The organism is Winogradskyella sp. UBA3174, assembly GCF_002364335.1.
Lineage (GTDB): Bacteria > Bacteroidota > Bacteroidia > Flavobacteriales > Flavobacteriaceae > Winogradskyella.
Genome location: NZ_DEXW01000037.1, coordinates 1 through 16,127, shown reverse-complemented (window position 1 = coordinate 16,127; position 16,127 = coordinate 1). Strand labels below are relative to the sequence as shown.

Below are 16,127 nucleotides of genomic sequence, written 5' to 3'. Positions count from 1 at the left end.
TCTACGACTTAGGGATTTCTGCTTTAAGCTTTAAAATATTATGAAACTCTTTCTCATCAATAGGAACTAATTTTGTTTGTCTATTAATTCCAAATGGTTCATTAGAATATGGTTTTTTATATTCGTGCTCTAAGGAATGCCTTAGTACAAAATTCTCCATGTCAGTACGCGTTATTTCACCATTGATATAGCGTTCAATCATCAAACTTGCCATTCGGCCTGCAAAACGACTTCCGAAGTAGCCATTTTCTACAAAAACAGCAATCGCTATTTGAGGATTGTCTTTGGGTGCGAAAGCAACAAAAATAGAGTGATCTGTCAATTGTGTTTTTACACTATCTATAATAGTAAAATTTTCTGCAGTACCAGTTTTACCACATATTTCTATGCCTTTAACTTGTAAGGTTGAAGCAGTTCCTTTATTGTAAACGTCAAACATACCTTGTACTACAGGTTCAAAATGCCGTTTATCTATAGTGGTATACTTAGGTGTAGTGTATGCATTAGGGACAGTATCTCCTTCTATGTTTTTAATAATATGAGGAGTATAATAATAACCGCGATTACCAATTGCAGCAGCCATGTTAGCCAACTGAATTGGTGTTGCTAAAACCTCACCTTGACCAATAGCATTAGAAATAGTAAAGGTGGTATACCATTTGTTTTCACCATAAGCTCTGTTGTAAGTGGCAGCATTTGGTATCTTACCTGGTTGACCAACAGATAAATCGTTATTTAGATAACCACCTAATCCAAAGCTCTTTATATGGTTACTCCAGTTATCCATACCTTCCGCAGGTGAGTCATATTTATCTATTATCCTTCTATAGACATTGGCGAAGTATGCGTTACAGGATTGATATATACCAAGATTCATATTCACAGGACTTCTATGGGCATGACATCCCATTTTTCTATTTCCGTAGCGATAACCCATAGAGCAACTAAAACGTTCTTCAGTGGTAACAACTCCTTCTTGTAATGCGATTAAAGCATTAAGTGTTTTAAAAGGAGAACCAGGTGGGTACATGGCTTGTAGTCCTCTGTCAAACAAAGGTTTCGCTATACTATCTCTATATAACTTCGAGAAATTTTTAGAACGATCTCTTCCAACTAGTAAATTAGGATTGTAAGAAGGTCCCGATATCATAGCTAAAATCTCACCAGAATTAGGTTCAATTGCAACAATACCACCACGCTTATTTTTCATTAATAACTCACCATAAGCTTGGAGATTAGTATCTATTGTAATTGTAATATCTTTTCCTGGTTTTGGCAACGTATCATAAATACCGTCTTTATAAGGTCCAATATTTTTATTGAAACGATCTTTCTGAATAAATTTAATCCCCTTTACTCCTCGTAATGTATTTTCATACGTTTTTTCAACACCCAGATTACCAATTAAATCCCCAAGTTTGTAATAGGGTTGTTCTGCTATAATACGGCGATTTACTTCAGCAATATCTCCTAAAACATTAGCTCCTATTGTAGTCTGATAGGATCTTAAAGATCTTTTTTGAATATAAAAACCTTGATATTTTCGCATCGTTTCTTGTAGTACTGCATAATCTTTTTTTGAAAGTTGAGGTACAAATGGTGATGGTAATCTTGGTGAATAGTTAGTCGCTCTCTTTAGTTTTTTTATATAATCTTCTTTTGTTATTTTTAATAACCTGCAGAATTCTTTAAAATCTGTTGAGTCTAATGGTTCAACCTCTCTCGGAATTACCATAACATCATAAGAAGGTTGATTGGCTACTAATAGTTTTCCGTTTCTGTCGTATACATAGCCACGTTTCGGATAATTGAATTCTTTTTTAATAGCACTGTCTTCAAATATATTATAAGCAGTATTACTATAAACTTGAAGGTAAAATAAGCGCGCAATAAAAACAAGACCAACTAAAACGGTAGACGTTAAGAGTAGTAATTTTCTCATTTTCGATTTCGGCTAAAAAGAATTATTATTAGTACACTAACTATTACAGTGAAAATAGTAGAAAATAACGTTTTCTTAAGTATTAAAATTACACTTGAGATGTTAAAAATTTCTAACGCAAATAGAATAAAATGATGTAGTATAGTTGCCAATGTAACATAAGTGATTAAGTTACCGATGTCAGTATTACTAAACTTTATACTTTGATGCTCATAGAGCATACCAAAAGAGCTTTTAAGAATTACTGGTCTAGAATAGGCTAAAGCAACAGATGCTGCTGCATGCACACCTCCAGAATCTGAAAACATATCTACAAGCATACCCAATAAGAAACTAACTAATAAAAGGGTAAGTCTAGTATCTCTAATTGGAAATAATAATATAAAAACGATATAAACGTATGGATTAACATACCCTAAAAAGTTAATATTATTACAGATAAGTACTTGTACTAGAAGTAGCAGTATGAATCTAATTATATGTGTTGCTGCTACATTATTCATTAACACTATTCTCTAAAGTTTCAATTTCCTTTTTGTCTAAATTTTCTAATATATAGACTGTCCCAATATTTGACATATCATTAAATAACTTTACCTGAATTGTATAAGTATCTCCAATAATATCTGTATCGTAACTCTCAACAATTCCAATCCCAATACCTTTTGGGAAAATAGTTGATTCTCCACCTGTTTCTATGGTATCACCAACTTTAACGGGAGCGAAATTTGAAACATCTACGAGCTGAACATATAGCGGAGAGTTACCATTCCATTTAAGTGATCCAATATGTCTTGTCGCTTTTAACTTTGCGTTAATTCTACTTTTTTTATTTAGAATAGATAGAACTGTAGCATAACTTTTAGAGGTGTTATCTATAATACCGATGATTCCTTTAGATGTAATAACACCAAAATCTTCCCTTATACTGTCTTTTTCACCTTTATTTATAGTAAGATAATTATTACTTAAAGAGTAACTATTTTTATAAACATTGGCAACTGTAACTCTATATTTAGAGCTTATGAATGTAGAATCTATATAAGAAGAATCTGTGTCTGTTTTATAATTATAGATGATTTGTCTCAACCGTTTATTTTCTTCAACTAAAATTTCATTTTGATCGTTTAAATCAAAGTACTTGTCAATTGAGTTGAATGTTCCATAAACACCACCAGTTAATCCATTGGCAGAATTAATAAATTTACTTCTGTGGTAAGAATGGGATTGAATGGTTAAGGCAAGCGAAATACCAAAAAGCAGTAAAAACAACAGAAATGTTTTGTTTTTAATAACAAAATTAAAAATTTGTTGCATTATTTACGCTTTATTTAATCAATACGCTTTTGTATTTAGGTAAGTTTTTAAGAACAATACCAGTGCCTCTAACAACAGCTCTTAAAGGATCTTCAGCAATATAAACTGGTAAATCTGTTTTCTGTGAGAGACGTTTATCAAGACCTCTTAGCATAGATCCACCACCTGCTAAATAAATGCCTGTGTTATAAATATCTGCAGCTAATTCTGGAGGAGTCTGTGAAAGTGTTTCCATTACAGAATCTTCAATTCTTAAAATTGATTTATCTAAAGCTTTAGCTATCTCTCTATATGAAATTTGAACCTGTTTAGGTTTCCCTGTTAGTAAATCACGTCCTTGAACGCTCATATCTTCTGGTGGCAACTCTAAATCTTCAGTAGCAGCACCAATTTGTATTTTTATTTTTTCAGCAGTTCTATCTCCAACATACAAGTTATGTTGCGTTCTCATGTAATAAATAATATCGTTTGTAAAGACATCACCTGCAACTTTTACAGATTTATCACAAACAATACCACCAAGAGCAATTACAGCAATTTCTGTAGTACCACCACCTATATCAACAATCATGTTTCCTTTAGGTTGCATAATATCTACACCAATACCTATAGCTGCTGCCATAGGCTCGTGTATTAAATACACTTCTTTTCCGTTAACACGCTCACAAGATTCTTTTACTGCTCGCATCTCTACTTCTGTAATACCAGACGGTATACAGACAACCATTCTTAAAGCTGGGTTGAAGAATTTTTTCTTTAAAGCAGGAATGTTCTTAATAAACAAACTAATCATTTGTTCAGAGGCATCAAAATCTGCAATCACACCGTCTTTTAATGGACGAATGGTTTTAATATTCTCGTGCGTTTTACCTTGCATCATTTTGGCTTCTTTACCAACGGCAATAATTTTACCACTAATTCTGTCTCTTGCTACTATAGAAGGGCTATCAACAACAACTTTGTCGTTGTGTATTATTAGAGTATTTGCGGTTCCTAAATCAATGGCTATTTCTTCCGTTAGGAAATCAAAAAATCCCATGTGCTATTCTTAATTATTTGGGTTATTCTAGTCTTCTTTTTACGACTATATGTAAATGTAATAAATTATACGATATTTCAATGACAATAGACGTTTATTGCGTGATTATTTTTGTTTTTTATTTTGAATTGAATAAGGTACAAATTTAACATAAACATTTTCTAGAACTATATCCTCGAAATTAGTACAAAATAAGTCTATTTTCTATCGTTTAAAAACATCTAAATATTACCGAAGCCTTGGTATGAGATTCCTTTTTCAAAGGAATTTGTTTAATGTTTAAAATGACGTGTTCCTGTAAATACCATAGTAATATTATTAGCATTGCAATAATTAATGCTCAATTCGTCTTTAATAGATCCACCTGGCTGAATAACAGCAGTAATACCTGCATTATCTGCAATTTCTACACAATCAGGGAATGGGAAAAATGCGTCGCTCGCCATAACGGCTCCGTCTAAATCAAAGTTAAATGATTTTGCTTTATGAATCGCTTGGTTTAAAGCGTCAACTCTACTTGTTTGCCCTGTTCCACTTGCGAAAAGCTGTTTATTTTTAGCTAAAACAATGGTATTCGATTTTGTGTGTTTACAAATTTTTGAAGCAAATATTAAATCGTCTAATTCGTTTGAAGTAGCTGTATTATTTGTTACAGATTTTAAACTTTCAAGTGTGTCTGTAATGTTATTTCTGTCTTGTACTAAAACACCATTCAAACAACTTCTTACATTGGTTTTAGGCATTTCAATGTCTTTTAAAATTAAGAGTATGCGATTCTTTTTCCCTTTAAGAATTTCTAAAGCCTCCGAAGAAAAAGATGGTGCAATTACAACTTCACAGAATAATTTATGAATTTCTTCTGCAGTAGCCGCATCAATTTCAGAATTACTAATTAAAACACCACCAAATGCAGAAACCGGATCACCAGCTAAAGCATCTACATAAGCTTGGTGTAATGTGTCGCGTTGAGCTAAACCACAAGCATTATTATGCTTTAAAACAGCAAAAGTTGGTGCGTCGTTTTTAAACTCTAACATTAAATTTACAGCGGCATCAACATCTAAAAGATTGTTATAGCTTAATTCTTTTCCATGAAGTTTTGTGAAAACAGCATCAAATTCACCAAAGAAAAATCCTTTTTGATGTGGGTTTTCTCCATAACGTAAAACTTTACCTTCAGTTTCGGAAATTTTTAAAGAAGCAATCTCACGGCCTTTATTAAAGTAGTTGAAAATAGCAGAATCGTAATGAGAAGATATATTAAACGCTTTGGCTGCAAATTGTTTTCTATCTTCATTAGAGGTCTCTCCATTTTTAGCTTCTAATAAGTCTAAAAAATCTGAATAATCATTTACAGAAGATACACAAGTAACGTCTTCGTAATTTTTGGCTGCAGCTCTAATTAATGAGATGCCGCCAATATCAATCTTCTCAATAATATCTTGGTTGCTTGCTCCAGATGCTACTGTTTTTTCAAAAGGGTATAAGTCAACAATAACAACATCTATTTGCGGAATTTCAAACTCTGCCAATTCTGCAACATCACCTGCATGATTTTGACGATTAAGAATACCGCCAAATACTTTAGGATGCAATGTTTTTACACGACCACCAAGAATAGAAGGATAGGATGTAACATCCTCTACTGGGACAACATCTATTCCTAAATCTTTTATAAATTTTTCTGTACCACCTGTAGAATATATGGTAACATTAAGATTGTTTAATTTTTTTACAATTGGTTCTAATCCATCTTTACTGAAAACGGAAATTAGTGCAGATGAAATGGTTTTATTGCTCATAGTGTTGTGTTGTAATTTATATGCCGCAAAAATAAGGATATTCGTAATGAAGTTCTTAGTGTAAAAAGCACTTTGTTTAAGTTTTTTGTAACAATGAATTGTTGAAAACGTCTTATAAATATAATACGGTAAACTTACCAGTCTATGCTTGTCTATTTAAGAGTTTTTAAAGAGAGTTTTTCTTTTGCATTAAATGCACTTAGAAATAATAAATTACGAACATTTTTATCCTTACTAGGAGTTACTGTTGGTATTTTTTCAATTATATCAGTTCTCGCAGCTGTAGATTCTTTGGAGAGAAACATAAAAGATAGTTTGTCTGGTTTAGACAAAAATACAATCTACATTTCTAAATATTCTTTTGGGCCAACAGATGTGCCACGCTGGAAACGGGATAATTACCCTCAAACTGGCTACGACGATTATGAATTTATTAGGCGTAATATACCAGGTATAGAAGCATCTGCTTATGTTATATTTGGAGGTAGTGAGACTATAAGATATCAGGCAGAAACTTTAGCTAACGTTAATGTAACACCAGTTTCTTACGGCATATATGAAATTGATGATTTAAAACTTGAAGAAGGTCGTTTTTATTCTGAATTAGAATCTGATACAGGTGCGCCTGTGATTGTTATTGGCTCTAATTTAGCAGAAAACCTATTTGCTAACACAAACCCAGTTGGAAAACAAATTCGTGTTTATGGAAGAAAATTGACAGTTATAGGAACTTTAAAAAAGATAGGAGCAGGCTTTGGAGATTCGCCAGATGATAAAGCCTTTGTACCAGCAAATTTTGTAAGACGTTTTAAAAATGGAGGTATTGGTGGTTTGCCAGGTGCAGTAGCTATTAAGCCAAAAGCAGGAGTAGATTTGGCTGGTTTTGAGCAAATTCTTAAACAAAAAGTAAGAGTGTTTCGTGGGTTAAAAGCAGATGAAGAGGATGATTTTTTTGTAAATAAAATAGCTGGTTTAATGACTTTAATAGATGAGATTATTTCTGTGTTAAATGGAGCAGGTTGGCTTATTAGCGGATTCTCATTGTTAGTAGGTGGTTTTGGCATTGCTAATATTATGTTTGTTAGTGTAAAGGAGCGAACTAATCTTATAGGAATTCAAAAATCATTAGGTGCCAAGAATAGATTTATTCTATTTCAGTTTTTATTTGAAGCAACAATTCTTGCTGTTGTTGGTGGATTAGTAGGCTTATTTTTTGTCTACATAATATCTCTCGTTATGAATGGAGTCGTAGAAGATTTTGAGTTTATATTATCTTTTGGAAATATGTTCTTAGGCTTTTTTCTTTCCACAATTATTGGTCTAGTTTCAGGAATAATCCCAGCAATTACGGCCTCGCGTTTAGATCCTGTTGAAGCTATAAGAACTGGTATGTAATATATTTATACTTTTTGTAACACGATAATTATATAAAAGCTATTATCTTTCAAATCCAAATAAGAAATGGCTAATGTTTTTATATATACGTTTATTTAACGAGAGTTTTGCTTTTGCTTTTAATGCTTTGCGAAATAATAAACTCAGGACGTTCTTGTCTCTTTTAGGCGTTACTATTGGTATCTTCTCTATTATTGCGGTTTTAGCAGCTGTAGATTCATTAGATAAACAAATTAAATCTCAACTAAATTCTTTAGACAGTAACACCATGTATTTGGCAAGTTTTTCTTTTGGACCAACTGATGTACCACGTTGGAAACGAGAACAGTTTGACCAAATATCCTTTAATGAGTATAAGTATCTTAAATCTAATCTATCAGGAGCAGAAGATGTCGCTTTTCAATTGTTTGTGAAACGCGAAAATATAAGGTATGAATCTGAGCTCGTCAGTAGTGTTAATACAGTAGTAGTTTCAAATGAGTTTACAGATATTCAAGTGTTAGAATTTGACAAAGGTAGATTTTATACAGAGTCAGAGTCTAATGCAGGTAGACCAGTCGTTGTTATTGGTTCTGAAATAGCAAAATCATTGTTTGGAGAATTTGAGCCTATTGGAAAAAAGGTAAGACTGTATGGTCAAAAATTCACCGTAATTGGAGTGGTTAAAAAACAGGGCTCAGGGCTTTTTGGAGATAGTAATGACGTTTCTATTTTTTTACCAGCTAATTATGTAAGAAATAGATTTGGTGATAATAATAAGAACTTTAGCAATATTGTAATTATTAAGCCTAAAGAGGATGCTGATATAGAAGGTTTAAAGGCAGAGATCTCACAAGTATTAAGAAACAAACGAGGTTTAAAACCAGATGAAATAGATTCATTTTTTGTAACTGTTATAGCTGGGTTACAAGATACCATCGATGGAATTATTGGTACAATGAATCTTATAGGTTGGATTATCAGTGGCTTTTCATTACTTGTTGGAGGTTTTGGTATTGCAAATATTATGTTTGTTAGTGTAAAAGAACGTACCAATCTTATTGGAATTCAAAAGTCTTTAGGTGCTAAAAACCGATTTATTTTATTTCAATTTTTATTTGAAGCAGTAATATTAGCTGTAGTTGGTGGACTTATTGGTTTATTATTAGTTTGGCTAGGGACATTAGCTGGTAATAGCTTTTCTGATGATTTTGAATTTATATTATCATTAAAAAATATGCTAATAGGCTTTCTTATAGCATCGTTTATAGGATTAATATCTGGAGTCATTCCTGCTCTTTCTGCATCGCGTTTAGATCCTGTTGAAGCCATTAGAACAGGTATATAGTCTATTGTCTAAGCCATTAGTTTTGCAACTTCCTTGCAAACAAATTCTAAGAAACGCTCATCTGCTTCTGTAAAAGGATCTGGTGTATTAGAGTCAATGTCTATTTGGCCAATGTTTTCTCCATTAATAAAAACAGGAATTACAATTTCAGCTTTTACCGTAATACTACATGCAATATAGTTGTCTTGAGCAGTAACATCTGGCACTACAAAATTCTGATTAGTAACAGCGACTTGCCCACAAATTCCTTTTCCAAATGGTATTATGGTATGATCTGTTGGCTCCCCAACATAAGGTCCAAGCTTAAGCTCGTCTTTGTCACCATTTTTAAAATAAAAACCTACCCAGTTATAGTATTCGATATGTGCTTCTAGGATTTCGCAGATATTCAATAAACGTTCGTCAATACTCAGGTTTTCTTCTTTAATAATTGATTTTATTTTAGGCTTTAATTCTTGCAGCGTCATCGATTTATAAAAATTTTTGTAAAAGTATTCAAAATGTACAGTTATAAAATGCAGTTTTTATAAATTTAACATCAAACTAACATTACTTATTTTTTTGAGGGAGTTATTAAAACAATATAAACTAGTAATTAGATTTATAATCACTTTTTCAGGGGTTTATATAGTGTTGATTTATGCGTATAATCTATATTTAGATTTATCTAATAGTTCTGAATTTTACCCAGATTATATTACAAATTTGGTAGCAAACCAAACTAATTCCCTACTAAATAGTATTGGTTATAATGCAAGTGTTTTACCACACCCTAATGAGCCTTCAATAAAAGTTATAATTAATGGAAAATATGTAGCTAGAGTTATAGAGGGTTGTAATGCGGCGAGTATAATTATATTATTTATAGCATTTATTACAGCTTTTGCAAGTAAATTTAAAACAACTATAATGTATTGTCTGGCAGGTAGTATTATTATCTATACGTTTAATCTTATCCGTATTGTTATTTTATCTGTAGGTTTATTTCATTACCCATGGAGACGAGAAGTGCTTCATACTGTTATTTTTCCATTATTTATTTATGGTACTGTTTTCTTACTTTGGATGTTTTGGGTTAATAGGTTTTCTAAAAACATAAAAAGCAATGTCTAAATTAATGCGCTACATATGTGTTGCTATTTTATTTGTTGTGCTAGTCTGCATACGTGTATTTGAAGATGTGTTATTCTATGATCCCTATCTTACCTTTTTTGAAAACGACTATCTATATATGGATAATCCAAGGCGAGAAGTTGCTAAACTTGTGTTTTATACAACCCTAAGATATTTGTTTAATGCATTAGCTTCGTTAGGAATTTTATACCTAGTATTTAAAGATAATGGTATCATTAAATTTTCAGTTTTAATATATGCTGCAGCTTATGTATTTTTAATAATTCCATTTCTGTATTTTGTAATTAATCCGAGGCAAGAAGATTATTATTTATTCTTTAATCTTAGACGGTTTTTAATTCAACCAATTCTAATATTAATATTACTTCCAGCATTTTATTATCATAACTTAAAACGTTAATAATAGTCTAATAGCAAAGTTAGATATTTAATTATTTTGTAGGTTTGCACTGTGAAATTTTCAGTAGCATATAAAGTCTTTTCAATTGCATTATCGCTTTTGGTTTTGTTTTCTACGTTTTCTTTAACGATAGAAAAGCATTTTTGTGGAGATGTGTTGATTGATGTTGCTGTATTTACTGAGATTGAAAAATGTACAGACGATACTGTTTCTGTTTTTGATAAAACGGACATATCAAAAAAATCGTGTTGTAAGGACGAAATAGAAGTTATAGAAGGTTTGAGCCAATTAACAATCAATTCGTTTGAAGACTTAGAAGATATACAAAAACAATTACTCTTTTCATTTAGTTATATATACTTAAACCGTTTTGAAGACATACTGTCTTCGGTTATTCCAAAAGATGATTACTTACCACCTTTACTCATTAAAGACATACAAGTCTTAGATGAGTCCTATTTAATTTGATTCACCTAATATTTTAAGATTCAGTGTCTATAACTAGATACTACTTAAGTATTAAAATTTCAAAATTAAATAAACAAATGAAACATACATATAACGTTTCAGGTATGACCTGTAACGGTTGCAAATCTTCGGTCGAAGAATCACTTTCAGTACTCCCAAATATTGAAAATATTTCTGTAAATCTTGAAGCTAAGGAAGCAATCATAAGCATGAAAACACATTTAGACCTCAAAACTCTTCAAAATGTGCTTTCAGACAAATTTAAAATTTCAGAAAAAATAGAGGCAAATAGTTTTAATAGTACTGAAACTAAAAGTCAAAGTGAATTAAAGCAACTGTTTCCATTATTTTTAATTATAAGTTACCTCATAATAGCAGCTTTATTATTAAATAGAAACCCTTGGGATACGAGTGGTTTTATGCTTGATTTTATGGGCCTATTTTATATCGTTTTTAGCTTTTTTAAATTATTAGATCTTAAAGGCTTTTCCAATAGCTTTAAAATGTACGATCCTCTTACAAAAGCGATTCCGGCCTATGGTTGGGTTTATCCTTTTATTGAAGTTGCTTTAGGTCTTATGTTTTTATTCCGTTTTCAAACGGATATCGCACTAATAGTTACACTAATAGTTTTGGGTATTACAACGTTTGGAGTTACCAAAACGTTACTCAACAAAAAATCAATTCAATGTGCTTGTCTAGGTACAGCTTTAAAACTACCAATGACAAAAGCCACATTTATAGAGAATACAATAATGATAACAATGGCAATAATAATGCTATTTAAAACTATGAGTTTATGAAAAAGTTAATAGTTTTATGTCTGATGCTGCCTTTGTTTGCAGTTTCTCAAGAACAATTAGAAGGCGTTGTATTAGAAGCGAGTAGTGCTAAAGAAAGTCCTTTGCCAGGTGCTAATGTGTATTGGGCAAACTCTACCGTAGGTACAATAACTAATGAAGATGGTTCATTTACACTACCTTATAAATTCTCATATAGTAAGCTTGTTATTAGTTATGTTGGTTTTAAAACGGATACCATAACAGTAACAGAGAATAAATATATTAAGCATGTGTTACAAGCGTCAGACGAGTTAGATGCCGTAACGGTAACCTCTAGGAAAAAAGCGACATCGAGATCTTACTTAAGAGCAGCTAATACGCTTTTTGTAAGTAGTGACGAATTGTTAAAAGCAGCCTGTTGTAATCTGTCAGAAAGTTTTGAAACCAATCCGTCTATAGATGTTAATTTTGCAGATGCTGTTTCAGGTACACGACAAATTAAGATGTTGGGATTAGATTCACCGTATATTTTAATTACAACTGAAAATGTGCCTGCAATTCGAGGTGCATCACAAGCTTATGGATTGAGTTTTATTCCGGGTACTTGGGTAGAAAGTATTCAGATTACAAAAGGATCTGGTAGTGTGGTTAATGGTTTTGAAAGTATCGCAGGTCAAATTAATGCAGAAATGGTTAAGCCAACAACTGACGATAGGTTATTTGTTAACGCTTATGCTGGTGCAAATGGTCGTTTAGAGTTAAATACGCATATAAATCAAAAGGTGTCCGATAAGTGGAGTACAGGTTTGTATCTACATGGTAATTTAAGAGATCAGAAGTTCGATAGAAACGATGATTCATTCTTAGATGTTCCTTTAAAGAAACAAATAAATGTGATGAATCGTTGGCAGTACACTAATGGAGAAAAAGGTGTTGTGAGCTTTATTAACTTGAGATACCTTAATGATAACACACAGTCTGGTCAAGTAGATTTTAATCCAGAGCGTGATAGAGGTACAACTAACTTTTGGGGAAGTGAAATCGATACAGAGCGTTTTGAGGTAACTACTAAATTAGGCTATGTAAACCCAGCTATACCTTACCAAAGCTTAGGGTTTCAGACCGCTTTTAGTCACCATAAGCAAGAGTCTTATTTTGGTTTGAATACCTATGATATTAAACACAACAGTTTCTATTCAAACTTGGTTTATAATAGTATTATTTCCGATTCTAGGCATAAGGTAAAGACAGGTCTGAGTTTTACTTACGATCATTATAATGAAGTCGTAAATACAGATACTTACGAGCGTACAGAGAATTCAGTAGGTGCTTTTTTTGAATATGCTTACGATAACTTAGATAAATTAACCTTTACAGTAGGTCTAAGAGCAGACCAACACAATAGGCTTGGTTTCTTTATAACTCCACGTTTTCACTTACGCTACACGCCTTGGGAGAAATCTGCATTGCGATTTTCTGTGGGTAGAGGTAAGCGAAGTGCTAATATTTTTGCTGAGAATCAGAACATGTTTTCGAGTTCTAGGCAAATAAATATTACAAATGCAGGTGGAAAAATTTATGGTTTAGATCCTGAAATTGCTTGGAACTATGGTGTAAGTTATTTGCAAGGCTTTAATCTATTTGACAGAAAAGCAGATATTACTCTAGATTTTTACAGAACCGATTTTCAGAATCAAATTGTTGTCGATTGGGAAAACCCGTTTGAAGTGAACTTTTATAATCTTGAAGGTGATAGCTATGCCAATAGTTTTCAGTTTGAATTTAATTATAACGTATTTGAAGGTTTCGATTTAAGAACAGCCTACAAGCATTATGATATTAAAACGGACTACACATCTGGCCAATTAGAAAAACCATTAATACCCCAAAATCGTGTATTTGTTAACGGTTCTTATGAAACAGTTGAAAAAGAAAATGGAGCGCATTGGAAATTTGATGCGACTTATAATTGGCTAGATTCACAACGTTTTCCGAGTACAGAGTTGAGTGCTACAGAATTTCAATTAGATGACTATTCGCCAACTGTAGGAACCTTAAATCTCCAAGTTACAAAGGTGTTTTCTCCGAAATTTGAAGTATATTTAGGTGGTGAAAATGTAACTAATGTAAGGCAAGACAATCCAATTATTAGTCCAGATAATCCATTTGGTTCAAATTTTGATAGTAACTTTGTGTATGGCCCAATTTTTGGAAGTATGTATTACGCAGGCTTACGTTATAAAATAAAATAAATACCTGCTAAAGCAGAAATCTTAATAATTAAAAATAAAACAACATGAAAAAAGTAATTTTAATATTTACGTTATTAGTAACAACACTAGCATTTGCACAAAACAAAAACGAAAAAACTTCAATTGAAGTCGATGGTGTTTGTGAGATGTGTAAAGAGCGTATCGAAAAAGCTTCAATAAGAACTAAGGGTGTAAAGTCTGCGGTATGGAATGTAGATACGCATGAGTTAAAACTAATTTTTGACGCTCGTAAAACGAACATAAAAATAATTTCTAAAAACTTAGCTGCTGTTGGTCATGATACCAAGGAGATAAAAGCGACCGAAGAGCAATATAATTCTGTACACCCATGTTGCAAGTATCGTGATGCAGATGTTAAGAAAGATCATGAAGGTGGTAAAACAAAAGGAAATTAGAATTTACTATAAACCAACATTTAAAATAGTTTTATGAAACTTAACTTGTTTTTCATTATTTCACTTTTTTACGTGCTCAACCTAAGTGCTCAAAAGGATTACATTATCACTATAGATGGCGAATCTTATGAAATGGAGCTAGATGGTAGCCGAAAAATTAAAGTTAAGGGGAAATCTGTAGAAATTGAGCTTAAGAAAAAAGACACACTTGTATTAGATGAAGATTTCTTTCAGCTTAAATATACGAAGAAGCACAAAGTTTCAAGAGTTGTTGTAGAAGAAGGTATAGAGCAATTAATGTTAATTACCGCAGGAGGTTCTGGTATTATTGTTCAGAAGTACGATTCATTTAATCCTTCTATGCTTCAAGAAATGATGCTTAATGAAGTGACAAAAGAGAGTGTTAGTTATGGTTACACGATGAAGCGTGAAGACTACGAAAAAACATTAATTTCTGGTGAAATTATTAAAATCTTAAAAGCTGTTTTAGAATATAAAGGGGAAAGAGAAATCTATGAAATTGCCGCGCATGGCATAAAGGATGAAGGCTTGCTTATTATGACAATGAATGTTAATGTAAATCTTGATGTTGAAGATGGTGGCCGAGATTTAATTAAGCTCATGTGGAATTCCTTAAGAATTAAGAAATAAAAAAAGCCTGAATCTAAATTCAGGCTTTTTTTATCCAGTTTTTGTTCTGAACTTGGTTTGTAATCTTATTAAATTATTTGTCTTTTTGAAATTTTTCATCCAACTTCGTTAATCAACTGCTAAAGTGCGGATTTAGTTATTAACTATATTTAATTGTTACCCAACATTTGAAAACCGACTACAATGTTTTGGAAAAAATTGAAAAATAAAAAACGAATTGAAAAGGTTGAATTGACTGAAAACGGATTTGTCGTTAATTACAATGGAGAAATTACTCAATTCGAATGGAATGAAATTGACAAGCTAATTGGTTTCAAATTTGATAGATTTACAGTTGATGAAATTTGTCTTAATATCGAAGCTGAAAATAAAATAGCAATCACAACAGAAGATTTTATTGGTTGGCGGGATTTTATGAATGAATTGCTAAAAAAATTCCCCGAAATAGATGAACATTGGGAGGGAATTATAGCACAACCACCTTTTAAGAGAAACGAAACTGAATTGTTCAACAGAATAAAAACTGAAAAAGAATTTCGTTGCAATGAATGTGGAAAAGTGCATTCGGAATGGCCTGCTTTGGCTTTTAAATCACCAGCTAATTACGATTGTCTTTCTGATAATGAAAAGTCGGAAATTGGACAATTAGACACGGACTTTTGTGAAATTCAACACGAAGACCAAGTTGATAAATTTATAAGAGTAACTCTTACTCAAAAAATAAATGACGCTTGCGAAACGCTGGAATATGGGCTTTGGGTGTCGTTAAGCGAAAAAAGTTATTTAGATTATAAAGAGAATTTCAATAATCTGAATTACGAAACTGGATTTTTTGGTTGGTTATGTAGCAATATCGCTGAATATGGAGATACGTCTTCAATTCCGTGCGATGTAATGACAAAAAGCGGAAATGACAGACCAGAAATTTTTCCACATGAAGATTTTGATCATCAATTTGTTAGAGATTATTACAACGGAATTTCAAAAAAAGAAGCAGAAAATCGGATAAACGAAATGATGAAAAACGTTGGGTAACAACGTGTATAATCAATTGCTCAGTCCTCGCCTACTTGGAAATTCCTTCGGAATTTCCTCTGGTTCGTTTTCTTTTGCTAAATTAGTTGCTAGCCAACGCAACTAACCATACACGAACCCGTTGTAAAACATTTTGACCCGTCTTGAAATAAGGCTACATAATTTTA

General features: G+C 32.1%; 16 protein-coding genes. 10 read left to right on the top strand and 6 right to left on the bottom strand.

Annotation, left to right across the window (positions count from 1 at the left end; genetic code table 11):
• Window position 1: 1 nt before the first annotated feature.
• The 5 genes from mrdA to purH all read right to left on the bottom strand — a co-directional run bounded on the left by mrdA (window position 2) and on the right by purH (window position 6,100).
• A complete protein-coding gene (gene mrdA, locus B2U95_RS04980; protein ID WP_296313429.1) occupies window positions 2-1,942 on the bottom strand; it encodes a penicillin-binding protein 2 in 1,941 nt (646 codons plus the stop codon).
• Entirely contained in the window at window positions 1,939-2,445 is a 507-nt protein-coding gene (locus B2U95_RS04975) for a rod shape-determining protein MreD (protein WP_296313427.1), read from the bottom strand. The genes mrdA and B2U95_RS04975 overlap by 4 nt, the downstream gene beginning before the upstream one ends.
• Entirely contained in the window at window positions 2,438-3,259 is an 822-nt protein-coding gene (gene mreC, locus B2U95_RS04970) for a rod shape-determining protein MreC (RefSeq protein WP_296313425.1), read from the bottom strand. The genes B2U95_RS04975 and mreC overlap by 8 nt, the downstream gene beginning before the upstream one ends.
• A gap of 10 nt (window positions 3,260-3,269) precedes the next feature.
• Entirely contained in the window at window positions 3,270-4,298 is a 1,029-nt protein-coding gene (locus B2U95_RS04965) for a rod shape-determining protein (RefSeq protein ID WP_296313423.1), read from the bottom strand.
• 272 nt (window positions 4,299-4,570) lie between these two features.
• Window positions 4,571-6,100: a bifunctional phosphoribosylaminoimidazolecarboxamide formyltransferase/IMP cyclohydrolase gene (purH, locus tag B2U95_RS04960; protein WP_296313421.1), complete on the bottom strand. Its 1,530-nt coding sequence runs from the start codon at window positions 6,098-6,100 to the stop codon at window positions 4,571-4,573.
• 144 nt (window positions 6,101-6,244) lie between these two features.
• Between purH and B2U95_RS04955 the strand changes: the two genes are divergently transcribed.
• Together B2U95_RS04955 and B2U95_RS04950 are read left to right on the top strand one after the other, a co-directional pair.
• Entirely contained in the window at window positions 6,245-7,495 is a 1,251-nt protein-coding gene (locus tag B2U95_RS04955; RefSeq protein WP_296313419.1) for an ABC transporter permease, read from the top strand.
• Window positions 7,496-7,568: 73 nt separating this feature from the next.
• Window positions 7,569-8,822: an ABC transporter permease gene (locus B2U95_RS04950; protein ID WP_296313417.1), complete on the top strand. Its 1,254-nt coding sequence runs from the start codon at window positions 7,569-7,571 to the stop codon at window positions 8,820-8,822.
• 8 nt (window positions 8,823-8,830) lie between these two features.
• Here the strand turns inward: B2U95_RS04950 and B2U95_RS04945 are convergent, their stop codons facing one another.
• Window positions 8,831-9,289 (bottom strand): GAF domain-containing protein, encoded by a 459-nt coding sequence (locus B2U95_RS04945; RefSeq protein WP_296313415.1) that lies wholly within the window; start codon window positions 9,287-9,289, stop codon window positions 8,831-8,833.
• Between the two features lie 94 nt (window positions 9,290-9,383).
• Between B2U95_RS04945 and xrtF the strand changes: the two genes are divergently transcribed.
• From xrtF to B2U95_RS04905, 8 genes are all read left to right on the top strand, one after another.
• Window positions 9,384-9,935, top strand: a complete 552-nt coding sequence (xrtF, locus tag B2U95_RS04940) for an exosortase family protein XrtF (protein WP_296313414.1) — start codon at window positions 9,384-9,386, stop codon at window positions 9,933-9,935.
• The gene (locus B2U95_RS04935; protein ID WP_414727664.1) at window positions 9,928-10,356 is read left to right on the top strand and encodes an exosortase F system-associated membrane protein; all 429 of its coding nucleotides are present in this window, start codon (window positions 9,928-9,930) and stop codon (window positions 10,354-10,356) included. The genes xrtF and B2U95_RS04935 overlap by 8 nt, the downstream gene beginning before the upstream one ends.
• A gap of 51 nt (window positions 10,357-10,407) precedes the next feature.
• A complete protein-coding gene (locus B2U95_RS04930; RefSeq protein WP_296313412.1) occupies window positions 10,408-10,824 on the top strand; it encodes an HYC_CC_PP family protein in 417 nt (138 codons plus the stop codon).
• A gap of 77 nt (window positions 10,825-10,901) precedes the next feature.
• Entirely contained in the window at window positions 10,902-11,627 is a 726-nt protein-coding gene (locus B2U95_RS04925; protein ID WP_296313411.1) for a heavy metal translocating P-type ATPase, read from the top strand.
• Window positions 11,624-13,858 (top strand): TonB-dependent receptor, encoded by a 2,235-nt coding sequence (locus tag B2U95_RS04920; protein ID WP_296313410.1) that lies wholly within the window; start codon window positions 11,624-11,626, stop codon window positions 13,856-13,858. The genes B2U95_RS04925 and B2U95_RS04920 overlap by 4 nt, the downstream gene beginning before the upstream one ends.
• A gap of 44 nt (window positions 13,859-13,902) precedes the next feature.
• Window positions 13,903-14,274 carry a heavy-metal-associated domain-containing protein gene (locus B2U95_RS04915; protein WP_296313408.1) on the top strand — a complete coding sequence of 124 codons (372 nt, stop codon included), beginning with the start codon at window positions 13,903-13,905 and terminating at the stop codon, window positions 14,272-14,274.
• 33 nt (window positions 14,275-14,307) lie between these two features.
• Window positions 14,308-14,925 (top strand): hypothetical protein, encoded by a 618-nt coding sequence (locus tag B2U95_RS04910; protein WP_296313406.1) that lies wholly within the window; start codon window positions 14,308-14,310, stop codon window positions 14,923-14,925.
• A 198-nt stretch (window positions 14,926-15,123) separates the two neighbouring features.
• Complete coding sequence (locus B2U95_RS04905) at window positions 15,124-15,960, top strand: DUF2199 domain-containing protein (RefSeq protein WP_296313404.1); 837 nt, start codon at window positions 15,124-15,126, stop codon at window positions 15,958-15,960.
• The last annotated feature ends 167 nt before the right edge of the window (window positions 15,961-16,127 follow it).